The 25,346-nt window shown below is 74.1% G+C and carries 18 protein-coding genes; 9 read left to right on the top strand and 9 right to left on the bottom strand.

Annotated elements, in window-relative coordinates:
• Positions 1 to 75: 75 nt before the first annotated feature.
• The 9 genes from ACWCP6_RS26610 to ACWCP6_RS26570 form a co-directional block, all read right to left on the bottom strand.
• Positions 76 to 3,018: a condensation domain-containing protein gene (locus tag ACWCP6_RS26610; RefSeq protein WP_450935083.1), complete on the bottom strand. Its 2,943-nt coding sequence runs from the start codon at positions 3,016 to 3,018 to the stop codon at positions 76 to 78.
• The gene (locus tag ACWCP6_RS26605) at positions 3,008 to 4,876 is read right to left on the bottom strand and encodes an amino acid adenylation domain-containing protein (protein WP_450935082.1); all 1,869 of its coding nucleotides are present in this window, start codon (positions 4,874 to 4,876) and stop codon (positions 3,008 to 3,010) included. Before ACWCP6_RS26605 ends, ACWCP6_RS26610 begins: the two co-directional genes overlap by 11 nt.
• A gap of 49 nt (positions 4,877 to 4,925) precedes the next feature.
• Positions 4,926 to 6,842 carry a non-ribosomal peptide synthetase gene (locus ACWCP6_RS26600; protein ID WP_450935081.1) on the bottom strand — a complete coding sequence of 639 codons (1,917 nt, stop codon included), beginning with the start codon at positions 6,840 to 6,842 and terminating at the stop codon, positions 4,926 to 4,928.
• Positions 6,842 to 9,997, bottom strand: coding sequence for a non-ribosomal peptide synthetase (locus tag ACWCP6_RS26595; protein ID WP_450935080.1), 3,156 nt, complete (start codon positions 9,995 to 9,997; stop codon positions 6,842 to 6,844). The genes ACWCP6_RS26600 and ACWCP6_RS26595 overlap by 1 nt, the downstream gene beginning before the upstream one ends.
• 281 nt (positions 9,998 to 10,278) lie before the next feature.
• Positions 10,279 to 11,574 carry a non-ribosomal peptide synthetase gene (locus ACWCP6_RS26590; protein ID WP_450935079.1) on the bottom strand — a complete coding sequence of 432 codons (1,296 nt, stop codon included), beginning with the start codon at positions 11,572 to 11,574 and terminating at the stop codon, positions 10,279 to 10,281.
• 182 nt (positions 11,575 to 11,756) lie between these two features.
• A complete protein-coding gene (locus tag ACWCP6_RS26585; RefSeq protein WP_450935078.1) occupies positions 11,757 to 13,070 on the bottom strand; it encodes an MFS transporter in 1,314 nt (437 codons plus the stop codon).
• Positions 13,071 to 13,507: 437 nt separating this feature from the next.
• Positions 13,508 to 13,774, bottom strand: a complete 267-nt coding sequence (locus tag ACWCP6_RS26580; protein WP_450935077.1) for a hypothetical protein — start codon at positions 13,772 to 13,774, stop codon at positions 13,508 to 13,510.
• Entirely contained in the window at positions 13,771 to 14,634 is an 864-nt protein-coding gene (locus tag ACWCP6_RS26575) for an isocitrate lyase/PEP mutase family protein (protein ID WP_450935076.1), read from the bottom strand. Before ACWCP6_RS26575 ends, ACWCP6_RS26580 begins: the two co-directional genes overlap by 4 nt.
• Before the next feature lie 264 nt (positions 14,635 to 14,898).
• Positions 14,899 to 15,408, bottom strand: a complete 510-nt coding sequence (locus tag ACWCP6_RS26570) for a mycothiol transferase (RefSeq protein WP_450935075.1) — start codon at positions 15,406 to 15,408, stop codon at positions 14,899 to 14,901.
• 196 nt (positions 15,409 to 15,604) lie between these two features.
• Between ACWCP6_RS26570 and ACWCP6_RS26565 the strand changes: the two genes are divergently transcribed.
• From ACWCP6_RS26565 to ACWCP6_RS26525, 9 genes are all read left to right on the top strand, one after another.
• Positions 15,605 to 16,114 (top strand): (2Fe-2S)-binding protein, encoded by a 510-nt coding sequence (locus ACWCP6_RS26565; protein WP_450935074.1) that lies wholly within the window; start codon positions 15,605 to 15,607, stop codon positions 16,112 to 16,114.
• Positions 16,111 to 18,594 (top strand): xanthine dehydrogenase family protein molybdopterin-binding subunit, encoded by a 2,484-nt coding sequence (locus ACWCP6_RS26560; protein ID WP_450935073.1) that lies wholly within the window; start codon positions 16,111 to 16,113, stop codon positions 18,592 to 18,594. The genes ACWCP6_RS26565 and ACWCP6_RS26560 overlap by 4 nt, the downstream gene beginning before the upstream one ends.
• Positions 18,591 to 19,448: an FAD binding domain-containing protein gene (locus tag ACWCP6_RS26555; protein ID WP_450935072.1), complete on the top strand. Its 858-nt coding sequence runs from the start codon at positions 18,591 to 18,593 to the stop codon at positions 19,446 to 19,448. Before ACWCP6_RS26560 ends, ACWCP6_RS26555 begins: the two co-directional genes overlap by 4 nt.
• 14 nt (positions 19,449 to 19,462) lie before the next feature.
• The gene (locus ACWCP6_RS26550) at positions 19,463 to 20,467 is read left to right on the top strand and encodes an AAA family ATPase (RefSeq protein ID WP_450935071.1); all 1,005 of its coding nucleotides are present in this window, start codon (positions 19,463 to 19,465) and stop codon (positions 20,465 to 20,467) included.
• A gap of 5 nt (positions 20,468 to 20,472) precedes the next feature.
• Positions 20,473 to 21,615: a vWA domain-containing protein gene (locus ACWCP6_RS26545; RefSeq protein WP_450935156.1), complete on the top strand. Its 1,143-nt coding sequence runs from the start codon at positions 20,473 to 20,475 to the stop codon at positions 21,613 to 21,615.
• Positions 21,616 to 21,812: 197 nt separating this feature from the next.
• The gene (locus ACWCP6_RS26540) at positions 21,813 to 22,928 is read left to right on the top strand and encodes an XdhC family protein (protein WP_450935070.1); all 1,116 of its coding nucleotides are present in this window, start codon (positions 21,813 to 21,815) and stop codon (positions 22,926 to 22,928) included.
• Positions 22,929 to 22,942: 14 nt separating this feature from the next.
• Positions 22,943 to 23,542, top strand: coding sequence for an SRPBCC family protein (locus tag ACWCP6_RS26535; protein ID WP_450935069.1), 600 nt, complete (start codon positions 22,943 to 22,945; stop codon positions 23,540 to 23,542).
• Between the two features lie 233 nt (positions 23,543 to 23,775).
• Positions 23,776 to 24,234 carry a VOC family protein gene (locus ACWCP6_RS26530; RefSeq protein WP_450935068.1) on the top strand — a complete coding sequence of 153 codons (459 nt, stop codon included), beginning with the start codon at positions 23,776 to 23,778 and terminating at the stop codon, positions 24,232 to 24,234.
• A gap of 294 nt (positions 24,235 to 24,528) precedes the next feature.
• Positions 24,529 to 25,224 (top strand): L,D-transpeptidase family protein, encoded by a 696-nt coding sequence (locus tag ACWCP6_RS26525; RefSeq protein ID WP_450935067.1) that lies wholly within the window; start codon positions 24,529 to 24,531, stop codon positions 25,222 to 25,224.
• Positions 25,225 to 25,346: the final 122 nt, after the last annotated feature.

Here is a 25,346-nt window from a genome sequence, read left to right as displayed (position 1 = left end):
ACCCGTGCCCGGTACCCGGTACGGCAGGACCCGGCGCCGAACCGGCCGGTGCATCGGGCCCCGCGGTCCGGGCCGTCAGGCGGAGCCGCCCGAGGTGTCCTCGACCATGGCGGTGAGCACCGTCCTGCGGTCCTCCCCGGGGCGGGGACGCAACGGACCGGCCAGTCGGCCGCAGTCGTAGTGCCAGTGGTGGTCCAGGTCGGGGTGCACCCGGTCCGTCTCGTGGATCTCGCTGTCGCTGCCCAGGAGTTCGGTCAGGTCCTCGGCGAGGTCCCGCCAGGAGACATGGCCGCTGCACGCGTTGGCCACGCCGTGCACGGGCAGGTCGAGACAGGCGGTCACCGCGCGGGCCAGGGCCGCCGCGTGCACCCATGGCGCCCCGTACCAGGCGTGGCCGCCCGTGCCGGGCCGCGGCAGTCCGATCGGCCGGCCCTCGCGTGCCGCCTGGTAGAGGCTGCCGATGGCGCCGTGGCGGAGCTGGTCGCGCAGCCGGTCGTGCGCCCCCCAGACGATCGGCGAGCGCACGGCGCTGGCGCCGCCGCGGCCCCCGGTCCCGGCCGCGCCCAGCAGCAGCGCCTCGCAGTCGAGCTTGGCCTGACCGTACGGGCTGACCGGTGCACCCGACGCGGACTCCTCGGCGACCCGGTCGTCCGCGGGATGCCCGTAGGCGTCGACGCTGCTGACGAACACGAACGGCCCGCGCCGCCACGCGTCGGTCATGGCCTTCATGGCCGCGACGTCCACGTCGGGGCGGGTGAAGGTGCAGGCCGCATGGATCACGGCGTCCGCGTCCGCGACGGCCCTGCCGAGGCCCGCCAGGTCGGTGAGATCGCCCTCGACGACGTCCACGCCCTCGACGGCGACCAGATGGGCCGACTCGGGGCGGGCCAGGGCCAGCACGGGGCGCCCCTGGGCCGCCAGTTCACGCAGGACGAAGGCGCCGACGCCGCCCGTCGCCCCGGTGACCAGCACGGTCCCCGGACGGGTGCGCCCGCGTCGCGCGGGCGCGGACGTCGCCCGGGCGGTGGCCTGTTCGGCCCGGCGCGAGTCGAGCAGGGCGGTGACCGCCCGCGGGGTGCGGGCCTTGAGCACGTCGAGTCCGGTGAGGGGCAGTTGCAGTGCGGTGCGCAGCCGCTCGGCGAGCTGCACCGCGACCAGGGAGTGCCCGCCGAGGGCGAAGAAGTCGTCGTCCGGCGACGGGAGGTGCCCGAGCAACGCGCCGAAGCCCTCGACGACGGCCTCGGCGATGGGGCCGCCCGGAGCGCCGGGGTCGGGTGCGCCGGGGAGCCGGGCGGTGTCGACGGTGCCGTCGGCGCGGAGCGGCAGGGTGTCGAGCAGGGTGACGGCGCCCGGCGCGTCCTCGGCCGCGAGTGCCGCACGCAGCCCGACGAGCAGCTCGTACGGCGTGGGTCCGACGCTGTCGCGCAGCACGGCGTAGGCGAGGGCCGGACCGCCGGCCGGCGCGACCACCGTGGCGTCGGCGACCCGCGGGTCGGCACGCAGCGCCGCGACGGCCGGATGCGGGTCCGGGGCGGCCTCGACGGGCGCTTCGACGGCCGGGTCCGGGGCGGTGCGGGATCCGGTGCCCCGGCCGTGCATCCCGTCGGCGGGCTGCGGGAGGCGGCTCAGGGGGAGGTCCGGGTCCCCGACCGCCGCGTCCAGCAGGGCCGCGTAGTGCGCGGCGGTCCCCGCGGCGACCACGTCGTCCAGAGCCGTCCTGTCGTACTGCACCAGCGCCGCCGGACGGTCGGAGTCGACCAGCCCGTAGGAGAGGGCGAACTTGGCCCCGGCGCCGGTCACGTCGACGTACTCCGCGGTCGTGCCCGGCAGACGGAGCACGGTGGGGCTGCCTATGACGTCGGCCGTCACCCGGACGAGAGCGGTGCCGTCGGCGCCGCGCGCGCCCGCGCCGAGCCGTTCGAGCACCAGATCGAAGGGGATGTGCCGGAACCGCTGGGCCTCCGTCAGCGCGTTCCGCACGCGCTCGACGAGTTCGGCGAAGGCAGGGTCGCCGGAGGTGTCGACACGGACCGGAAGGGTGTTGACGCACAGCCCGACGAGCTCCCGCATGTCCGTGCCCTGCCGGTGGGTACCCGCCACGCCGATGACCAGGTCGTCGTCACCGGTGAGACCCCGCAGCGCGGCGAAGGCCGCGGCGAGCGACACCGCGAACAGGGTGGCACGCCGCTCGGCCCCGAGCGCCCGCAGCGCGCCCGGCAGGCGCGGGGCGAGCGGGACGGTGTGCACGCCGGCGGACCGGTCGGCGGCGTGGGGCACCGGCTCCGTCGGCCCCGGCAGACGGGGCGGTTCGGCGCCGGTGAGCAGCCCCGCCCAGTGGCCCAGCTCCTCCCGGCGGCCTTCGGCCTCGTCCTGTTCGCGCCGCGCATGGTCGGCGTACTGCGGCGGCGCCGTCCGCGGCGGCGCCGCGGGCGCACCGGTCGCCTCGGCGTAGAACTCCGCCAACTCCCGCGCCACCGTCTCCAGCGAGGCGCCGTCGACAGCGATGTGATGGAACGTCAGCATCACCGTGTGGTCCCGCGGCCCGTGACGCAGGACCAGCGCGCGCACGACCCGACCGGCAGCCAGGTCGAACGGGCGGCCCGCCTCTTCCTCCACCAGCGCCAGGGCGCCCGCCTCGTCGACGTCCACCACCGGCACGGCGATCGCCGCCGGGGCCGGCAGGACCTCCTGGAACGGCTCGCCGTCCCGCTGCGCATAGCGGGTGCGCAGAATGGCGTGCCGGTCCACCAGCCGGTCCAGCGCGCCGGCGAGCGCGGCCGGGTCGAACGGGCCGCGTACACGGGTGGCGAAGGGGACGTGGTACGAGGCGTCGCCCCCGCCGAGACGGTCCATCAGCCACATCCGCCGCTGTGCGTGCGACAGGGGCGCCTCGGCGTGCTCGGCATGCTCGGACGCGGCGGTGGCGGCGGGCCTGGCGCGCCGCGGTGCGCCCGCGCGCGCCCGGCGCAGCAGTTCCTGCTGGCGGGCGAACGCCGCGGTGCGTGCGTCAGCGGACATCGGTGTGCTCCTGGGTGTCGAGACACAGGTCGTCGTGTGCGGCCAGCAGCGCGCGTTCGACCAGCGCTGCCTGACCGGCGACCGTGGGGGCGGCGAAGAAGTCGGCGAGGGTGAGCTCGACGCCGAGCTCCTCGTGCAGGTCGTCGGTGACGGCGAGGGCGAGCAGCGAATGCCCGCCGAGGGAGAGGAAGTCCGCGTCGGGGTGGGCGACCTCGGTGCCCAGTGCCCGGCTCCACAGCTCGGCCACGGCCTGCTCCAGCGGGGTGAGCGCTGCCGGGACGGGGCCGGGCGTACGGTCCGGGGCCGCGCCGGCCAGGTCCGCGAGCGCACGCCGGTCCACCTTGCCCGACGACGTCAGCGGCAGCCGCTCGACGAGGGTCACGGCATCCGGGACGAGATGCGGGGGCAGGGCGTCGGCGAGCCGGTCGCGCAGCTTCTCGGGCCGGAGCCCGGCTCCGGGCGCGGCCACGACGAAGGCGACGAGCAGGGCGTCGTCCGCGGTGGGCCGGTGCACGGTCACGGCCGCGCCGTCCACGCCGGGCAGCTCGCGCAGGGTGTGCTCGATCTCGCCCGGCTCGATACGGAATCCGCGGACCTTCACCTGGTCGTCGGTGCGGCCGTGGAAGTCGAGCAGGCCGTCCGCACGGGTGGAGACCACGTCACCGGTGCGGTACAGCCGGCCCGGTCCGGCGTGGTCGATGAAGCGCTCGGCGGTGAGGTCGGGCCGGCCCGCGTAGCCGAGGGCCAGCCGCGTTCCGCCGATCCACAGCTCACCGCGCTCCGCGCCGGTCACCGGGCGCCCGGCCTCGTCCAGGACGTGGGCGGTGGCACCGGCCACCGGCCGGCCGATGGGGATCTGTCCTTCGCAGTCGGCGTCGGTGACACGGTGGACCGTGGCGAACGTGGTCGTCTCGGTCGGGCCGTACCCGTTGACCAGTTCCAGCCACGGCCAGGTGCGCAGCACCGTGCGGGCATGCGCCGCGGCCAGGGCCTCCCCGCCGACGACGACCGTGCGCAGCGGCGCGAAGACGCGGGAGCGGCGGGCGGCGAGCTGGTGGAACAGGGCGGTGGTGAAGAAGGCGACGGTCACCCCGTGGCGTTCGATGTGCCGGGACAGGTCCTCGAAGGTGGGGCGCTCCACGGTGCACACGACCACGGCGGCGCCGTTGACGAGCGCGCCCCAGACCTCGAACGTCGAGGCGTCGAAGGTCATCGGCGAGTGGAACAGGACGCGGTCGCGTGCGGTGAGCGTGACCCAGTCCGGCGCGGCGACCAGTCCGGCGATCGCACGGTGCGGAACGACGACACCCTTCGGACGCCCGGTCGAGCCGGAGGTGAACATGATGAACGCGGGGCCGTCCGCGTCACTGCCGTCGGCAGGGCCGTCGGAGTCGGCCAGGTCGTCGGGCAGCACCAGCGTCCGCCCGGCAGGCCCCGCCGACCGCAGCGAGGCGGCGTCGCCCACGGTCAGCGTGACACCCGCGTCGGCGCACATCGCCTCGCTACGGGCCCGTGGGTGCGCCGGATCGAGGGGGACGCACACGGCACCGGCCCACCACAGCGCGAGCTGGGCAACGACGGTGCGGGCCGAGCGCGCCGTCGCCAGTGCCACCCGGTCCCCGGCACGGACGCCGTGGTCGCGCAGATGGGCCGCGAGGGAGCGGGCGGCGCCGACGAGCTGCGCGTAAGTGAGGGTGGTGTCACCGTCCACCACGGCCAGGGCGTGCGGGGTGCGTTCGGCGTGCCGGGCGACGAGCGCGGGCAGGCCGGCCCGGCGGGCGGAGCCGTGCTCCGCGGCGGCGGACGGGATGGCGGGCGCGCTGTCCGTGGCGGCGTTCGCCGAGCTGAGGGGAGGCATGGGGCCGTCCTTCGGTAAGGCAGGGGTGTGCGGGGTACCGGACGGCATGTCAGGCTCCGGCCGGAAGCGGGGCGCGGCGTCCGTCGACCAGCTGCGCCACGGTCCGCAGATCCGGGCTGCGCAGCAGCTCGGGGGCGCGCAACCGGACCCCGGACTCCCGCTCCAGGGCGGCCAGCAGCCGTGCGGCGTCGACGGAGGTGCCGCCCGCGTCGGTGAAGTTGTCGGCGAGCGTCACCGACGGCCGGCCGAGGAGGTCGCGGACGGTGCGGAGCACCAGTTCCTCGGTGGGGGTGGCGCCCGGGGTCTCGACGGTGACGGGGACGCCCGGCCGGCCGGCCGCCCGCACGATCAGCGCGGCCCGGTCCACCTTGCCGTTCGCGTCGAGCGGGTAGTCGTCCACCAGATGCACGGTGGTCGGCACCGCCTGTTCCGGCAGCCAGGCACGGACCCGCGCCAGTACGTCGGCGGCCGTGGGCGCGGCGCCGTCAGCGGGACGCAGGTGCGCGACCAGTCGGGCGCGGCCGTCGTCGCCGTGCACCGGGGTCACGACGGCGCTGCGTACGGCCGGATCGTGCTCGAGGGCGGCCTCCACCTCGGCGGGCTCGATACGCACGCCGCTGATCTTGACCTGGTCGTCGAGGCGGCCGAGGAACTCCAGACACCCGTCCGCGGTCATCCGGACCCGGTCGCCGGTGCGGTACAGACGGCCGGTGCCGGACAGCCCGGCGCCCTCGGGCGGAGCGGCGAAACGGCGTGCGGTGAGGTCGGGGTCGAGATACCCCAGCGCCAGGCAGTGGCCCCCGATGCGGAGTTCGCCCTCCTCGCCGCGCGGGACGGGCCGGCCGTCCTCGCCGGTCACGACGACGGTGGCGCCCGGCACGGGCACGCCGATGGGAGGAGGTGTGAGGGCACCCGCCTCCGGGTCGGTGCGGCGCATCGCGCAGGTGGTGGTGATGACGGTGGCCTCCGCCGGGCCGTACGCGTTGTGCACCGTGGCGGTCACGTCGCGGCCGGGCCTGCGGCGCATCCGGTCGCCGCCGGCGAACAGATGACGCAGCCTCAGTTCCCGCGGCCAGGGACGGTCCAGCAGGGGCTCGATCATCGGCGTCGCGGCGACGGAGACGGTCACCGCGGCGTCGCGCCACCAGTCGGTCAGGACGGCGGGGTCCCAGCGGACGTCGTCGGGCGCCGGGACCAGCGCGGCGCCGGAGGTGAGACCGGCCCACAGCTCCAGCAGGTGCGGGTCGAACGCGACGCCGATCAGCAGGGACTGGCGGTCCCCGGGCGCGAGACCGGCCTCGCTGCGGTACCAGTCGAGCAGTACGGACAGCGCCGCCTCGCCGACGGCGACGGCCTTGGGGCGGCCCGTGGAGCCGGAGGTCAGCACGGCGTAGAAAGCCCCTTCCGGAGCGCGCCGGGAGTCCTCGCGCCGGGCACCGAAGGCGGCGACCACCCGGTCGGTGGCGTTGGCGCCCTCGGCCGGCAGGGCCAGGTGCACATGGTCGGCCGCCCGGTGGCCGGGCGGAAGCACCTCGGGGGCACCGATGAGGCAGGCGACGTCCAGGTCCTCGGTGACGGCCTCGGTGCGGCGCTCGCCGGGCCGGGGACCCAGGGGCAGATAGACGGCGCCGAGCCGGGCGAGCGCGACGGCGGTCACGACGAGGGCGGCGGAGCGGTCGAGACACACCCCGACCAGGTCTCCGGGGCGTATGCGGTCCCGCAGTGAGGCGGCGACCCCGGAGGCGAGGGCGTCCAGGTCGGCGTAACTCCAGGTGTGGGTGCCGTCGATGACGGCGGGGGCCTGCGGGGCGCGCCGCAGCCACTCCTCGAAGCGGGCGAGCACGCGGGTCGGTTCGGCGGGGGCGCCCCGCAGGACGCTGGGTGCGGCGCCGGCCGTCGTGACGGTGCCGTCGGTGTCGGTGTCGGTGCCGGCGGCGAGGCCGGTGGCGGTCAGGAGCTGGGTCATCACGACTCCGGGGAGAGGGTGGCGGCAGTGGTGGCGGCGAGGGCCCGGGACTGGTCGGCGAGCACGGGATTGCGGAAGAGCAGCTTGAGCGGCGGGCGTTCGCCCAGGTGCGGTTCGAGCCACGCGGCGAGCTGGGCGGCGAGCAGGGAGTGGCCGCCGCTGCGGAAGAAGTGCGCGTTCTCGTCGAAGCGGCTGTGCCCGAGGACTTCGCGCCAGCCCTCCGTGAGCAGCGCCGTCATCGGATCGGACGGCGTGCCCATCGGGGCGGTGGACGGCCCGGCGGGCGCCGTCGGTTCGAGCGTGGCGGCCATGCGCGCGAGCGCCGCCCGGTCGGGCTTGCCGCCCGCGAGCGTCGGCATGGACGCCAGCCGGGCCCAGCGGCCGGGCACGAGCGGGCCGGGCAGCCGGCGGCTCAGCTCCGCGTGCAGCGCGTGCTCGTCGAAGTCCCCGCCCGCGGCGTCCGGGTCGCCTTCCAGGAACCCGACGAGCCGGGGGCCGCCCGCGGCCTCCCGGTCCAGCACGACGGCGCAGGACCGGCCGCCGAGCACGGCGGACGCCGCGGCCTCGATCTCCTCCAGCTCGATGCGGTGGCCCCGCAGCTTGATCTGGTTGTCGCGGCGTCCGAGGAAGTACAGCTGCCCGTCGAGTCCCCGGTGGCCGAGGTCCCCGGTGAGGTAGACGCGCTCACCGCCGAGCGCCTCCACCGGGACGAAGCGGGCCCGTGTGGCTTCCGGGTTGCCGAGGTATCCCTCCGCCAGACCCGGTCCTGCCACGGCCAGCTCGCCCACCTCCCCGGGTGCCATCGGCCGGTGCCGGACATCCAGCACATGGACGCGTTCGCCGGGCAGTTCCGTGCCCAGCGGGATTTCGGCGCCCTCGGTGAGCGCGTCCCGGGAGACCTCGTGCACGGTGGAGCTGATGGCCGCCTCGGTGACTCCGTACACGTTGAGGACGGTGGCGTCGGTGTCGCCCATGAAGTCCCGCAGCGCCTGCGCGGGCAGCCGTTCACCGCCCAGCACCAGCAGCCTGGGTGCCCACTCCCCGGCGCGCAGCGCCGGACGCATCTCCTCGCGCGTGGCCAGGAAGTAGCTGGTGGGCAGGTTGGCGACGGTGACGCGGGCCGCGGCCAGCAGGGCGGTGAGTTCCGTACCGGTGGGCACCTCGTGGTCGGGCAGGACGAGGCAGGCACCCGCGTGGAGGGCCGGGAGGACCTCCTCCAGCGCCACGTCGAACGACGGCTGGGCGAACATCAGTACCCGGTCGCCCGGCGCGAGCCGGAACCGGTCCGCCATCGCGGTCATGTGGTGCTCCAGCGCCCCGCGGCCGACGGCGACGGACTTCGGCACGCCCGTGGAGCCGGAGGTGTGAATGACGTAGGTCGTGCCGGGCAGCGGGTCGCCCTCGCGCGCCCGGGGGAGTGCCGGGGAGTCGACGGAGCCTGTCGGCAGCCCGTCGGGCACCACGACGGAACTGCCGTCGGTGAGCACCAGCGCCGGGTCCAGCCGCTTCAGCAGCAGCTCCAGGCGGGCCGGCGGGTCGGAGGGCGAGAGGGGGCAGTAGACCGCGCCGGTGCGCAGACAGGCCAGCAGGGCGACGACCGAGTCCACCCCTCGGGGCAGGACGACGGCCACGGGGCGCCCCGCAGTCACTCCCGCCTCACGCATCCGCGCGGCGAGCGCGGCGACGCGTACGTCGAGGTCGTGGTAGGTGAGGCGGCGGGCCCCGGCCAGCAGGGCGGGCAGGGCGGGGTCGTGGGCGCCCAGGGGATCGAGGAGGTCGCGGCCCTGCGCGTCCGGCACCGCCGCGGGTGCGGCCTCGGCCGGCCGCGGCGCCGGCGCCAGCGCGCCCAGTTCGGTGCCGGGTGCGTCGAGATAGCTCCGCAGCAGGCCGAGGAAGCGGCCGGCGAGCATCCGCGTCGTGTCCTCGTCGAACAGGTCGACGTCGTAGTCCCAGACCAGCGTCATCCCGGCGCCCCCGCGGCGCGGCGTGACACCGCGCCGGTCGTCCGGCAGCAGCACCACGTCCAGGTCGAAGCGGGTGGTGCCCGTGTTGAAGCCCTCGAAGAGGGTGATGTCCAGGCCCGGTACGTCGATCTCGGGCAGCGGGGCGTCGTGCGCGCTGAACATGACGGCGAACAGCGGGTTGTCGGCGCCGCCGGTGTGCATGCCGAGCGCGCGCGTCAGCTCCTGGACCGGGACGTCCTGGTGCGGCAGCGCACGGAACAGGGTGTCGGTGACCTCGTCCATGGCGTCGTCGGCCGGCTCGGCCGGGTCCGGCCGCAGCGGCAGCGGGATGGTGTTGACGAACATGCCGACGGCGTCCTCGAAGCCGCGGGGGCGGTTGCCGACGGCCGTGCCGATCACCATCCGCGACCGGCCGCTGTGCCGCCGCAGGAGCTCCGCGAAGAGCCCGAGCAGGGTCGCGAACGGCGTGAGTCCACGTGCCCGGGCGTGCTCGCGCAGCCGCTCCGCGAGGTCCGCGCCGATGGACTGGCGCAGCTGGGCCCCGTGGTGCCTGCGGCGGGCGCCGGGGCGGGTCAGCCCGGGCAGCGGCATGTCATGGGGGTGGCCGGCGAGTTCGGCCCGCCAGAAGTCCAGGCTCTCCGGGGCGAACGGCGCCCCGGCCCGGGCCCGCACGTGGTCGGCGTACGAGGAGGCGGGCGGCAGCGTGACGGGCTCGCCGAGTACATGGCCCCGATAGACGTCGAAGACGTCCTTCAGCAGGATCGCGAAGGAGTGCCCGTCGTGGATCAGGTGGTGCTCCACGTGGATCAGCCGGTGGTGGCCGTCGGCGATGCGCACCAGGGTCCAGCGCAGCAGCGGTGCCCGGAAGGTGTCGAGCGGCGTCTCCGCCTCCGTGCGCAGCAGCGCGCCGAAGGCCGCTTCGGGGTCCGCCTCGTCCGACAGGTCGACGGTGTGCAGCCGTGGCGCGCACGCCTCGGCGACCCGCTGTCCCGGTATCGCTGCGTCCCTGGCGACGAGTTCGAGCCGCAGACCGGGGTGGCGCTCCAGGGCGGCGGCGAGGCCCCGGCGGAGTGCTTCGGTGTCGAGGGTGCCCCGCAGGTCGAGCGAGGCGGTGAAGTTGTAGGCGCGGCTGCCCGGTTGCAGCTGTTCGTGCAACCAGACGATCTCCTGCGATGCGGAGAGCGGAAGCATGGGCGTTCCCTGAGGTCGTCGGGGTGGTGGATGCCGTGCCGGCACGGTCGTGCCGGGCGGCGTGCGGATCGGGCGGCGGCCAGCGGTTCGCGCGGCGCGGCCGGTGAGTTCGGCGGCGGGTGCCCGGCCGGGTGTCCGGGCCCGGATCCCACCGGGGTACGGGGAGCCGGACGGTGCCCGGCCCGGGGCCCCGCCGGGGCGGGGGTCGAGCGGTGCCGTGCGCGGCCCCGGTGTGCGGGGTGCCGGACGGCGGGTGGCCCGGATGCAGCCGGGCCGGGGTGTCAGGCGGCGTCGCGGTCCGGTGCCCGCAGCGCGTCGCTGAACGCGGCGAACGCCTCGTGCGCCGCACGGTCGTCGAGGACCGCGCGGTCCCACACCATGCGCAGGTGCAGCTCGGCGCCCTGGGTGACGGAGACGGCGAACGGTGCGCGTACCGCCCTGCCGTCGACATGGACCTCGCGGCCGGTCGCACCACCGAGGCGCAGCGGAGGCCGCCGTCGTGCGTCGTCCACGGTCAGCAGCCCGTCGAGGCGGCCGCTCCAGCGGGACCCGGCGGACCGTGCGGCGTTCACCACCGCGTCGAACGGGAGGTCCGCCCGGTCCAGGTCGTCCCACCAGGTGTCGGCCGTCACCCCCGGCGCCGCGCCGAGGTGGGTGGCCGCCGGGAAGACGACCGTGTTGAGGAAGCAGCCGACGACCGGTGCGGCCGACGGGGGACGGTGGCCCCAGGGATAGCCGAGCGGTACGACGTGGTCCGGACCGTGGAGCGCCCGCGCCGCCGACCGGCAGGCGTCGAGCAGTTCGGGGAACGGCACGCCGTCGGCGTGAGCGGGCAGCCGGGCCTCGGCGGAGCCGCTCGGCAGCGTCCCGGCGGGGACCGCGCCCGGGCGCGGCGGCGGGGTCTGCTCGCGCACGGCGCGCAGCCGGTCGGCCCAGTAGGCCGTCGCGGCGGCCGTCTCCGCGTCCTGCTCGGCGGCGAGCTGGAGGAGGACGGCCTCGCGGTACGCCGCGAGTTCGGCCTCGGACTCCTCCGGTGCGGTCCCCTCGGTTGCCGTGTCTTCGGCGTAGGCGGCACCGAGTTCCTCGACGATGCGGGCGAGGGACCGGCCGTCGCAGGAGACGTGGTCCAGGACGACCGCGAGCACCTCGTCGCCCGTGGGGTCGTCGTCGTGGGCCAGGAACATCCGCAACGGCGGGCCGTCGGGTTCCCAGGTGCCGAGCGCGCGGCGCAGCGCGTCGGCGGTGCCCTCGCCCGGTGCCCGGTCGAGCCGGGTCACCGGAACGTACGGGTCGTGCAGGCGCAGCGCGGGCGTTCCCCGCAGCACGACGGGGCGGGCGCGCAGGGCCGGGTGACGCTCGGCCAGGCGCCGGGCCGCGGCCGCGAGGCGTTCGACGTCGACGGTGCCGCGGGGGAAGGCGAAGAACATCGGCACGAGGTCGGGGCGCCCGGCAGGGTCCAGGGAACGCACCAGTACGAAGCGGCGCTGTGCACCGGTGACGGGCAGCAGGACGCCGGCTCCGTCGCCGGACTCGAGCCGCCGGTAGCGGGCCAGGTACTGGCTCGTGATGCTGAGCACGTGATCCTCTCTGTCGTGGCCGGCGGACGGCCGGGCGCGGTGGCGACGCGGGGGCGCGTCGGGGCGGGTGCCAAGGGCGTACGGGGACGGGAGTGCGGGCACACGGGCCCGGTCCGGGGAAGTCCGGTGGACCCGGGCGCCGGACCGGCGTGGGGGGTGAACGAGGCGCGGGGGAGGGCGGTTCAGCCGGTGGTCGCGGGGACCGGGGAATTCCCGGGACCGTTCGGGACCTCGTCGGGCAGGTGCTCCGGCAGGGGCAGATCACGCAGGCGACGGAGCGGGGACAGCACCAGCGGCAGTGGTACGAGGAGGAACCCGGCGGCGCACCAGGCCAGTGCGGCACGGGAGCCGTAGGCCTCGGCGAGGGTGCCGCCCAGCAGGGCGCCGAGCGGAAGCGTGCCCCACATGAGGAAGCGCAGCGTGGCGTTCATCCGGCCCAGCAGCCGGCGGGGGCACACGGCCTGGCGGAAGCTGACCTGCGCGACGTTGTAGACGACGGCGCCGAAGAAGACGGCACCGGACCCGGTGGCGAAGAGGACCGCTCCGCCGGCCCCGCGCCCGGACAGCGGCCACAGCAGGGCGAACGGTCCGGTGACGAGCGCGGACAGCCAGATGACCCTGGCCTGTCCCACGCGGGAGGCGAGCGGCCCCGCGCACAGCGCACCGAGCAGCCCGCCGACCGCCGAGGCGGACAGGACCAGACCGAGCGCGCCCGGCCCGAGGCCGACGACACGGACGAGATGGACGGTCTGCGTCGCCATCAGGACGGCGGTGCACAGATTGGCGAGACCGGTCGTCGCAGCGATGACACGCAGCAACGGGTGTCCGGTGACGAACCGCACGCCCTCGGCGATCTCCTTGCGCAGGGAGGCTCCGGGAACCGCCTGCGGTGCGTCCTCGCTCCGCCGGATGCCGGTGAGGAAGAGAGCGGACAGGAGGTAGCCCACGGCGTCCGCGACGATCGCGAGATGGGCTCCGGCCAGCTGGACGAGGGCTCCGCCGACTCCGGGGCCGGTCACCTGGGCCGAGGACCTGACCGCCTCCAGGGCGCCGTTGCCGGCGACCAGTTGGTCACGGGGAAGGATCTGAGGCAGGTAGCTCTGGTGGGCCACGTCGAAGAACACCGTCGCCACACCGCTGATCACGGCGACGGCGTAGAGCTGGGCCATCGTCAGGACGCCCGCGAGCGCCGCGGCGGGGATGCTCGCCATGGCGGCCGCCCGTACGACGTCGGCCCGGATCATCAGGGGGCGCTTGCGCATGCGGTCGGCCCAGGCTCCCGCGGGCAGTCCGATGAGCAGGAAGGCGGCCGTCTCGGCGGTCGTCAGCAGGCCCACCTGGAGGGCGGAGGCGTCGAGTTCGAGGAGTGCCACGAGGGGCAGGGCCACCAGGGTGACCTGGGCACCGAGCTGTCCGGCCGTCGCGCCGGCGAGCAGCAGACGGAAGTCGCGCCCGCGCAGCGGGCCACCGCCGGCCCCGCGGAATGTGATGGGCATGTGAACGACCTTCACGGAACGACCGTTCACGGGTCAAAACTCCGTGGGCACTTTCGGTCAACTCTTCCGTCATGACGGCGTTAATTCGGGAAATATTTCGCCATGGGAGAGCATCCACCGCACGAATGCATGACGAGAGCCGGGGTTGCTGCACACCTGCCCCTGGCGTGATCAAAGGGGTCTACCCCGGCGGGGTGATCACCCAACGTATCCGTTCGGATTCTGTCCGAAAACGGCCACCCTCGGTCAATGCGAGTCGGAATCGCTCATTCCGGCCGCTATGGGGGGTGCCGCGGGTGGAACTCCCGTACGAGGCGGGGGTTGAGACCTCGAGGGCCGGGCACCGTCATCGGCGGGTCCCGGCCCTCGTGCGGCGCGGTCCTCGGCGGCTCGGCGACCGGGTTGTCCGGCCGCTCACCCGCTCCGCGTGCCGGTGCTCAGTCGTCGCCCCCGTCGTCCCCGTCGGAGCCGCCGACCAGTGCCTTGACGGCTTCGACCGCGCTGCCGTCGTGGTCGCTGCCGGCGGTGCCGCTGCTTCCGCTCTGGACGTTGGCCGCCCGGTCCACCTCCAGGATCGAGTCGGCGTGCGAGTTGTCGAGCACGGTGATCACACCGTGGTCCGCGGCGGCGGGCGCCGCACCGCCGCCCAGCAGCACCAGGGCCAGGATCGGGACCGTCCGCATCCGCGGGACCGCCGGGCTCACGCGCCCACCGTCTCGGGCGCGGGATGACGGCGGGCGATGTTCCGCTCCAGCAACCGGGTGGAGGCGGCGACGCCGACCCCTTGCGCCTCGTTCACCGCCGGGAGCCGACCGTCGGCCCGCTTGAGCTCGGTGAGCGCCGAGTCCATCGCCTCGTGGGCGGCGAACAGGCAGGGCGTGCTGTAGATCGCGACGTCGACACCGAGTCGGGACAGCTCGCCGAGCGAGAGCCTCGGCGACTTGCCGCCCGCGATCTGGTTGAACAGCAGCGGCTTGTCGCCGACCACGTCGCGGATGCGCCGGATCCACTCCACGCTGCGGACCCCGTCCACGAGGACGACGTCGGCGTCGGTGGCGGCGAGCGACTTCGCCCGGCGCAGGATGTCCTCCTCGTCGGTCGCGTCCGTACGGGCCACCACCACCAGGTCCCGGCGGGTCGCCAGTACCAGCTCCAGCTTGTCGAGGTACTCGGTCAGCGGCAGCACCTGCTTGCCCTCGGCGTGCCCGCAGCGCCGTGGGCGCTTCTGGTCCTCCAGGATCACTCCGGAGGCCCCGATCCGCTCCAGCCCCTCCACCACGTGGCAGGCCACTTCCGGATCCACGTATCCGTCGTCGATGTCCACCAGCAGGTGATGCCGGGGGAAGGCGCCCCGCAGCCGCTGGACGAAGGCCACCATGTCCGGCCAGGCGATGAACCCGATGTCCGGCAGTCCGTAGTGCGACGCGGCGAAGCCGAAGCCGGAGACGAACATCCCGTCGTAGTGCTCGGCCGCGATGGAAGCGGAGTACATGTCGTAGACGCCGATGAGGGGGGTCGTTCCCGGTTCGGCGATCTGGTCGCGCAGCTTGTTCCCGTAGGTCAACGCCTGGCTCCTCAGGTCTGGTGTGCGGCGTAGGGGAGTGGCGAGGCCGCCGGGACACGGCGGCCCTTTACCTAAAAGGGATAATTTCTGGAACCAATCGATAACTTTCCACTACACATCCTTTGCTCACCCTGGCGGCGTAGCACATTCACCACAGAAACGTCACTGCCTCACCGGGGATCGCGGGGCATCGGCCGGCACCGCCTCACCGGGCGTCGCAGGGTCATGCACCGGAACCGTCTCGCCCCGGTCGCCGTGCTTCGTTCAGGCCCGCTCGAGCATCCCCCGCACGAAGGCCGCCTGGCCCACGTGCTGGAGGTCGTCGCCGATGACGCTCACCAGCCGGACGCCGAGGGTGACGGGCGGATCCCAGCCCTCGTCCACGACGTGGTCGAGGTCGCCCGCCCGCAGGCCGCGCAGGAACCGCAGGGTCCGCTCGTGCACGGCGTCGTGATAGCCGGTCAGCAACTCGCCCGAGGCCACGCGCATCAGGCCGACCTGCCGGCTGCTGTGCCCGTAGCCGGTCGCCGTCTTCGGATAGGGCAGGTCGAAACGCTGCCCCCAGCCCTCGGTGAACCAGACCTGCTCGTCGTCCGCCGCGTCGGCGACGTGATCGTCCTGGATGCGGGTGAGGTGCCACACCAGCCAGGCGATGGAGTTCGCGCCGGGGTCGGGCCGGGTGATCAGCTCCTCGGCGGAGAGTCCGTCGACGACGGCGTGCACCTCCTCCCGGATGCGCCCGTACACGTCCGCGAGAACTTCCACCGCCTGCATCCCTGTCCTCCGACCGACGACGAACCGCGGCGGACCGCGCGGGCCCGGGCCCGCCCCGGGCCCGCGCGACACCGCGCCCTACCGTGGCAGGAGCGCTCGCGCCCCTCCCTGCACAGTCCTAGAGTGACGCATATCGCTTCAGATGCACTGTTCGCGTGCGATACATGACATAACGCCCTGTCCTCTGGGAGGGTCCATGACCCGGATTTCGGTGAAGGTGGACGGCACGACCTACGAAGACGACGTGGAACCGCGTCTGCTCCTCGTCCACTATCTGCGGGACAACCTGGGACTCACCGGCACCCCCGTCGGCTGCGACACCAGCAACTGCGGGGCCTGCACGGTCGACCTCGACGGTGAGAGCGTCAAGAGCTGTTCGGTGCTCGCCGTGCAGGCCGACGGCTGCGAGATCACCACGATCCAGGGCCTCGCCGCGGACGGCACCCTGCACCCGCTGCAGAAGGCGTTCCACGAGCAGCACGCCCTGCAGTGCGGGTACTGCACACCCGGCATGATCATGGCCGCCCGTGACCTGCTCAAGGAGAACCCCGATCCGACGCCCCACGAGGTCCGCGAGGCCCTGGAGGGCAATCTGTGCCGGTGCACCGGCTACCAGAACATCGTGCGCGCGGTCCTCGCCGCCGCGGGCAGCACAGCGGGCACCGCCTCCGGGCAGGAGACCCCGGTCGAGGAGGCCGCGGTATGACCGACCAGCTCACGGAGAAGGGCGCGGCCCAGGAGATCGGGCGCCCCCGGCTCCGCAAGGAGGACGCCCACCTCATCACCGGGCAGACCAACTGGACCGACAACATCAGCGTCACCGGGCTGCTGCACATCGCCATCCTGCGCAGCCCCATGGCACACGCCCGCATCGACCGCGTCGACGTCGCCCCGGCCCTGGAGCGGCCCGGCGTCGTCGCCGCCTACACCGGCGCCGACCTGGCCGACGGCCTGGGCTCGCTGCCCTGTGCCTGGCCGGTGACCGAGGACCTGGTCCTGCCCGACCATCCGCCGGTCGCGGTCGACGAGGTCCGGTACGCGGGCGAACCGGTGGCCGTCGTGGTGGCCCGCGACCGGTACGCGGCCGCCGACGCCCTGGAGGCCGTCGAAGTCGACTACACCCCGCTGGACCCGGTGCTCGACCTGGAGGCCGCGCTCGCCGACGGCTCGCCGCTCGTCCACTCCGACAAGGGCACCAACCGCTGCTACACCTGGCCCCTGGTCACCGGCGAGGACTACGCGTCCGTGCGCGAGCGCGCCGACGTCGTGCTGCGGCGCCGCTTCCACCACCAGCGGCTCATCCCCAACGCGATGGAGCCCCGGGCCGTCGTCGTCGCCCCGCTCGCCGCGTCCGGCGAGTACACCGTGTACTCGGCCACCCAGATCCCGCACATCCTGCGCATCATGCTCTCCGTCGTCACCGGCATCCCGGAGCAGAAGCTGCACGTCATCGCCCCCGACGTGGGCGGCGGCTTCGGCTCGAAGCTCCAGGTGTACGGCGAGGAGGCGCTGGCCGTCGCCGTGGCCCGCAAGCTCGGGCGGCCGGTGAAGTGGACCGAGTCCCGCTCCGAGGGCTATCTGGCCACCCATCACGGACGCGGCCAGATCCAGGACATCGAGGTCGCCGCCACCCGCGAGGGCGGACTGCTCGGCCTGAAGGTGGACCTGCTCGCCGACATGGGCGCGTATCTCATGCTCGTCACACCCGGCATCCCCCTCCTGGGTGCCTTCATGTACCCGGCGATCTACAAGATGGACGCCTACGCGTTCGGCTGCACCGGGGTGTTCACGACGCGCACGCCCACCGACGCCTACCGCGGCGCCGGACGCCCCGAGGCCACCTTCGCCATCGAGCGGATCATGGACGAGCTCGCCGCCGAGCTCGGTCTGGACCCCGTCGAACTGCGCCGCCGCAACTGGATCGGACACGACGAGTTCCCGTACACCTCGGTCGCCGGGCTCACCTACGACAGCGGCAACTACGAGGCGGCCACCGACAAGGCGCTCGCGCTCTTCAACTACCACGACCTGCGCGCCGAACAGGAGGCCCGCAACCGGCGCGGCGACCCGGTGCGGCTCGGCATCGGCGTGTCCACCTACACCGAGATGTGCGGGCTCGCGCCGAGCCGGGTGCTGAGGGACCTGCGGTACGCGGCCGGCGGCTGGGAGGCGGCGAGCATCCGCATGCTGCCCACCGGCAAGGTCGAGGTGGTGACCGGCACCAGCCCGCACGGCCAGGGCCACGTCACCTGCTGGAGCCAGATCGCCGCCGACGTGCTCGGCGTCCCCTTCGAGGACGTCGAAGTGGTCCACGGCGACACCCGGGCCGCCCCGCAGGGCATGGACACCTACGGCTCCCGGTCCCTCGTCGTCGGCGGCGCCGCCGTGCACCACGCCGCCCGGAAGGTCGTCGACAAGGCCCGCAAGGTCGCCGCGCATCTGCTGGAGGCCAACGAGAACGACCTGGACTTCACCGACGGCGTGTTCTCCGTGAAGGGCTCGCCCGAGGCCCGTAAGACCATCCAGGAGGTCGCCTTCGAGACCTTCTCCTCGCACGACCTGCCCGACGGCATGGAACCCACCATCAACGCCGAACACATCCTCGACCCGGAGAACTTCTCCTACCCGCACGGCACCCACCTGTGCGCCGTCGAGGTCGACACCGAGACCGGGCGGACCACCATCCGCTCCTACGTGAGCGTCGACGACGTCGGCAAGGTCATCAACCCGATGATCGTCGAGGGCCAGGTGCACGGCGGCGTGGCCCAGGGCATCGCCCAGGCGCTCTACGAGGAGGCCGTCTACGACGACCAGGGCAACCTCGTCTCCGGCACGATGGCCGACTACCTCGTGCCCTCCGCCGCCGACCTGCCCGACTTCGTCACCGACCGCACCGAGACCCCCGCCGTGTCCAACCCGCTCGGCGCCAAGGGCGTCGGCGAGGCCGGCACCATCGCCTCGACCCCCGCCGTCGTCAACGCCATCGTCGACGCGCTGCGGCCCCTCGGCGTCACCGAGGTCATGATGCCCTGCACCCCCGAGCGCGTATGGCAGGCCCTCCGGGCGGCACGGGGCGAGGCGGAGACCGCCGAGCCGGACGTCTCCTCCCGCGGCACGGGCCTGTCGGGCTCGCTGTCGGGCGGACCGGAGATCACACCGACCTCGGGTGAGGAGGGATCCGCATGATTCCCGCGGCCTTCGACTACGCACGGCCCGAATCCGTCGACGACGCCGTACGGACCCTGGCGGACGCCGGGGACGACGCCAAGGTCCTCGCCGGCGGGCAGAGCCTGCTGCCGCTGCTGCGGCTGCGGCTCGCCTTCCCCGAACTCGTCGTCGACGTCGGCAGGATCACCGAACTGCGCGGCATCCGTGAGGACGGCGGATCGCTCGTCATCGGCGCCATGACCACCCACCACGACGTCATCCACGACGGCCTCGTACGACGGCACGCCGGACTGCTCGCGGAAGCGACGGCGACCGTGGCCGACCCCGCGGTACGCCACCGCGGAACCCTCGGCGGCTCCCTCGCCCACGCCGACCCCGCGGGCGACCTGCCGGCCGTGCTCCTCGCCCTGGACGCGGAACTGGTCGCCGCGTCACCGCAGGGCCGCCGCACCGTCCCGGCACGCGAGTTCTTCACGGACTACCTCCAGACCGCCCTGCGGCCCGACGAACTGCTGGTCGAGGTACGCGTACCCAAGGCCGACGGCTGGGGCCACCACTACGAGAAGTTCCACCGTGTCGCCCAGTCCTGGGCGGTGGTCGGCGTGGCCGCCCTGGTCCGCCGCGACGACGGCCACATCGCCGAGGCCCGGATCGGCCTCACCAACATGGGCGCGACCCCGCTGCGCGCCGAGGCCGCGGAAGCGGCACTCGCCGGCACCGACGCGACCGAGGACGCGGTGGCGCGGGCCGCCGAGCAGGCCGCGGTGGGCACCTCACCGCCCACGGACCTCTCCGGTTCGCCCGAGTACCGCCGCCACCTCGCCCGGGTCCTGACCCGGCGCGCGGTCCTCGCCGCCGCCGGGACGGGGTGACGGGAGCGCCCCGGATGCCCGGTCCACCCGACAACGGAACGGCCCGGCCGACGGGGCCGATCGGACCCTCACCGCCGCCCGGCGAACCCGGACGGCCCGGGACCGCCGGCCCCGGCGGGCCGGAGGCTGCACCGTCCGCTCCGTCGGGCCCCGACGAACTGCGCCGCCGTATCGAGGCCACCGGGTATCTCGTCGACGAGGGGCTCGCCGTCGCCTCCTACCTGGCGCTCAAGCTGCACCGCCCCCTCTTCTGCGAGGGCGACGCGGGCGTCGGCAAGACCGCGCTGGCCTCCGCCCTCGCCGAGATGCTGGGCGCGCCCCTCATCCGGCTCCAGTGCTACGAGGGCATCGACGCGTCCCAGGCGCTGTACGACTGGGACTTCCCGCGCCAGCTGCTCCATCTGCGCGCCGCCGAGGCGGCGGGGATCACCGACGCGCAGCGCCTGGAGGGAGAGCTCTACGACCGGCGGTTCCTCATCGCCCGGCCCCTCCTGAAGGCCCTGGAGACCCAGCCCGCGGTGCTGCTCGTCGACGAAGTCGACCGCGCCGACGACGAGTTCGAGGCCTTTCTGCTGGAGCTGCTGTCCGAGTACACGGTCACCATCCCCGAACTCGGCACCCTGCGCGCCGACACCCCGCCCGTCGTGGTCCTGACCTCCAACCGGACGCGTGAGGTGCACGACGCGCTCAAGCGGCGCTGCCTCTACCACTGGTTCGAACACCCCGACTTCGCCCGCGAACTCGCCATCGTCCGAAGGCGACTGCCGGGCGTCGCCGCCCGCCTCGCCGAGCAGGTGACCACGGTGGTCCAGGCGCTGCGCGCGGAGGACCTGCTCAAACCACCGGGCGTCGCCGAGACCATCGACTGGGCCCAGGCCCTGGACGCCCTCGGCGCGACCGAGCTGGACGCCGAACTGGCCGTCTCCACCCTGGGCTCCGTGCTCAAGTACCGCGAGGACGCCGAGCGCGCCCGCTCCCTCGACCTCGCCGGTCTCCTCGCGGCCCGGTCCGGGGCGTGAGCACCATGACGACGGCCCTCGACGCCACCGCGGTCCTGGTCGGCTTCGCCCGCGCCCTGCGCGCCGCCGGCGTCGACGCGAGTCCCGACCGGGTCCAGGCCTTCCTGCGCGCCCTCGACGCCGTCGGACCGCAGGCGCGCACCGGTGTCTACTGGGCGGGCCGTCTCACCCTCTGCGGCACTCATGACGACCTGGAACGCTACGACCGGGTCTTCACCGCCTACTTCGGCACGGGCCCCGCCGAGCCGCGCCGGCGGGCCCCCGCCGCCACCGTGCCGGCCCTGCGCCCCGTCGTCCGGGAGGCTCCCGGCCTGCCGCAGGCACGGACGCACGAGGAGCCGGACGCCGGAGCGGCACCGGCGCTCGCCAGCTCCACCGAGGTACTGCGGCACCGCGACTTCGCCGCCCTCACGCGCACGGAGCGCGACGAACTCGGGCGCCTGCTCGCCGCCTTCTCGCTGCGCGGCGAGCCACGCCGCACCCCACGCCTGCACCCGGCGCGGCGCGGCTGCGTCGATCCCCGCCGCACCGTGCGGGAATTGCTGCGCCGGGGCGGCGAACCGGCCCGGCTGCGCCGCCGTGCCCGGGCCGAGAGGCCCCGCCGGGTCGTGCTGCTGGTCGACGTCAGCGGCTCGATGGGCCCGTACGCCGATGCGCTGCTGCGCTTCGCCCACGCCGCCTCGCACGGCGGATCCCCGCGTGCCCGCGCCCGCACCGAGGTCTTCACCATCGGCACCCGGCTCACCCGCGTCACCCGCGAGCTCTCCCACCGTGACCCCGACACCGCGATGGCCGCGGTCGCGGCGGCGGTCCCCGACTGGCGCGGCGGCACCCGGCTCGGCGAGATGCTGCGCGGCTTCCTCGACCGCTGGGGACAGCGGGGCATGGCACGCGGCGCCGTCGTCGTCCTGCTCTCCGACGGGTGGGAGCGCGGCGACCCGTCCCTGCTCGCCGAGCAGATGCGGCGGCTGCACCGGCTCTCCCATCGCGTCGTGTGGGCCAATCCGCGCAAGGCACGGCCCGGTTACGCCCCGCTGGCGGGCGGTATGGCGGCGGCGCTGCCGAGCGTGGACGCCTTCGTCGAGGGGCACAGCCTGGCCGCCCTGGAACGACTGGCCGCCGTGGTGAGGGGAGCCGGCGATGCGTGACGACGGCGGGGCGGAGGTGCGGGGCGACGGAGCACGGGGTCCCGGAGCGCCCCGGACGTCCGGTCGGTCCGGGCAGCGGACCGAGCGGGCCCGGCGTCCTGCGGCGGCCACGGGGGAACGGACGGTGCACGATGCCGACGGGCCGGCGGTACGGAGCGACGGTGCCCCCGGCCCGCGGTGGCTGAGAGGAGCGGACGGTGCGTGAAATCCTGCCGGCCCTGAACCGCTGGTACGCGGCCGGGTCGCCCTTCGGGCTGGCCACCGTCGTCGAGGTGAGCCGCAGCGCGCCGCGCGGGCCGGGCGCGGCGATGGCGGTGGGACCGGGCGACGAGGTCGTGGGCAGCGTCTCCGGCGGCTGCGTCGAGGGAGCGGTCTTCGAGCTCGCCCAGGACGTCGTCGCCGACGGCGAGGCCCGCCTGGAGACCTTCGGCTACAGCGACGAGGACGCCTTCGCCGTCGGCCTCACGTGCGGCGGCGAGATCACCCTCCTCGTCCGTGCCGTCTCCCCGGACACCGACCCCGCCTTCGGCGCCGTCGCGGAGTCCGTGGCCCGGCACGAGCCGGTGACCGTGGCGACCGTGACCGACGGCCCGGCACCCCGGGGCGCCACGCTCGCGGTCTGGCCCGGGTCGCAGGTGGGCACCCTCGGCAGCGCAGGACTCGACGCGGCCGTCGCCGCCGACGCACGGGGCGAGCTCGCGCAGGGAGCCACCGGGCTGCGGCACTACGGGTCGCGCGGCGAGCGCCGCGAGGACGACGTCACCGTCTTCCTGCAGTCCTTCGCGCCACCCCCGCGCATGCTGGTCTTCGGCGCGATCGACTACGCGGCGGCGGTCGCCCGGATCGGCGTCTTCCTCGGCTACCGGGTCACGGTGTGCGACGCCCGCCCGGTCTTCGCCACGCCCAAGCGCTTCCCCACCGGCGTCGAGGTCGTCGTCGACTGGCCGCACCGCTATCTGAGCGGCACCGACACCGACGACCGCACCGTCCTGTGCGTGCTCACGCACGACCCCAAGTTCGACGTGCCCCTGCTGGAGGAGGCGCTGCGCCGCCCCGCGGCGTACATCGGCGCGATGGGCAGCCGGCGTACGCACGACGACCGGATGAAGCGGCTGCGGGAGAGCGGGCTGACCGACGCCGAACTCGCGCGGCTGCGCTCACCCGTGGGGCTCGACCTCGGGGCCCGTACGCCCGAGGAGGTCGCCGTGTCCGTCGCGGCGGAGATCATCGCGCTGCGCTGGGGCGGCACCGGCGCGCCCCTGGCGGGGACGGCCGGAGCCATCCACCCCGCGCCATCGGGAACCGCTGTCTGAAGAGTGAGGAACACATGGAACTGAACCACGAATTCACCGTGCCGGTCCCCGTCGACGAGGCCTGGCGGGCGCTCCTCGACATCGAGCGGGTGGCACCCTGCATGCCCGGCGCGACCGTGGAGGCCTTCGACGGCCGCACCGTCACCGGCAAGGTGAAGGTCAAGGTCGGCCCCATCAACCTCACCTACGGCGGCACCGCGGTCATCGAGGAGCAGGACGACACCGCGCACCGCCTCGTCCTGTCCGCCACCGGCAAGGAGGTGCGCGGCCAGGGCACCGCCCGCGCCACGGTCACCGGCACCCTCGCGGAGCACGGTGACGGGGGGACCCTGGTCTCGGTGCGCACCGATCTGTCGGTGACGGGCCGGCCCGCCCAGTTCGGCCGAGGAGTGCTTGCGGAGGTGGGCGACAAACTCGTGGGCCGGTTCGCCGACTGTCTGTCGGAGAAGCTGGCGCGGCCGGCGGAGGAGAACCCCGAACCGCCCGCCGAGGCCGAGCCCATCGACCTGGTCAGGGCGGCGGGCGCACCGGTCGCCAAACGCGCCGCGGTCGCGGCGCTCGTCGCGGCGGTGATCGCCGCGCTGGTCGCGATCCTCTGGAGGCGCCGCCACTAGGTCGTGTCCGCGTCGCGAGCTGTGGATCAGGCCGGATGAGGGTGCGGGGCCTGGCGCGCTGCCTTCGCTTCGCTCAGCGCTCAGGTCTGCCGGGGCACCGCCACAGTCGCCGCACCATGTCTCCGGCTCCTGACCGGACCCCGGCCGGCTGCCTGCGGATCGGCGGTTGACCTGAAGTTTGGTTGAGGTTCTACCTTCATGGTCGTCGCCAACACACCGAGGAGAACATCCCCATGACGACGACGACCGTTCCCGAGACCTACCGCAACACCGTGATCGCCCACATCATGCTCGACGGCGCGGCTTCCGCGATCGGCTTCTACACGGAGGCATTCGGTGCCGTGCAGCATGTCCGCATCGACGGCCCGGACGGACGCATCGTGCACGCCGAGATCGGCATCCAGGGATCCACCCTCATGCTGGGTGATGCCGAGGGCCCCCACTTCAGCGCACCGACCACCGTCGGGGGCACCACCGTGGGTCTGCACGTCTTCGTAGACGACGTCGATGCGCTCGCACGCCAGGCTGTCGCGGCAGGTGCGGAACTGCTCCAGCCGCCTGCCGACCAGTTCCACGGCGATCGCACGGCCATCCTGCGCGACCCCTTCGGCCATGTCTGGATCTTCCTCACTCACCTGGAGGACCTGACGCCCGAGGAACTCACCCGCCGGGCCGGGGAACTCTCTCGCTGAGCGGCGACCGGCACGGTCGGCCGACCGTGCGGTGGCGGGCCCGCGATCGGCCCATGGTGGGCATTCCGGAGCATGGGGCCGTGCGCCACTTCTCCCGGACCAACCCCGCCGGCCCCGGCTGCGACGGCGTCCCGGCCCTCTCGCGGTGGCCGGCCGAGAGCTTGCCGATCACGCGACCGCTCCGTGCCCGGCCTCTGGGAGCCGCATCACAGCGTCCCGTGCAACTCATCGCCCTTCCCGAGCGTCTAGGAAGACGCAATTACGCAGGATGCGCATTCAGGGAAGAGGCCTCATATGGGGGACATACGCCGACGGGGCGCCGTCGTGCTCGGTATCACCGGACTCGTGGCGCCACTGGCGCTGGCGCTGGGGGCGGCCCCCGCGAGCGCCGCGAGCTGCTCCACGCAGACCGGCCCGTACCAGAAGCAGGTCGAGAAGTTCCTGGGCAGGCCGGTCGACGGCAAGCAGTCGGCTGCCGACTGCAAGGCGATCCAGGCCTTCCAGAACAAGCACGGCATCACGCCGAACATCGGCTACGCGGGTCCCGTCACCTGGGGGGTGATGGACCTGATGAACAAGCAGAAGGCGGTGGGGGACAACCCCAACAAGGACGGCAAGTGTCCCGTCAACAAGGGCCGCATCGCCTGCGTCGACCTGACGCTTCAGCTGAGCTGGATCCAGGACGGCAAGAACCTGGTCTACGGGCCGGTGCCGGTGCGCACGGGCCGTGACGGGTACGAGACCCGCACCGGCCTCAAGAAGATCTACTGGCGGGACATCGACCACGTCTCGAACCTGTACCACGTGCCCATGCCGTACAGCCAGTTCTTCGACGGCGGCCAGGCCTTCCACTCCGTCGGACTGAGCATGTGGAATCCGCCCGGCTCGCACGGCTGTGTGAACATGACCAAGACGGTGGCGCAGAAGTACTGGTCCCTGCTGAAGCAGGGCGACGACGTTTTCGTGTACGGACGCAAGCCCGGCACGTGAGCCCGTCGAACGGATCGGGGTATGGCGGGGGCCCCCGCGTCCGGTGTGGTCGCGGGGGCCTTGTGGTGTGGTGCCGGGAGGGTCAGCCCTTGCGGGTCTTGATCTCGTCGGTGAGCTGGGGG

Source organism: Streptomyces sp. NPDC002004 (assembly GCF_053593975.1).
This window is presented reverse-complemented; position numbering and strand designations above follow the sequence as displayed.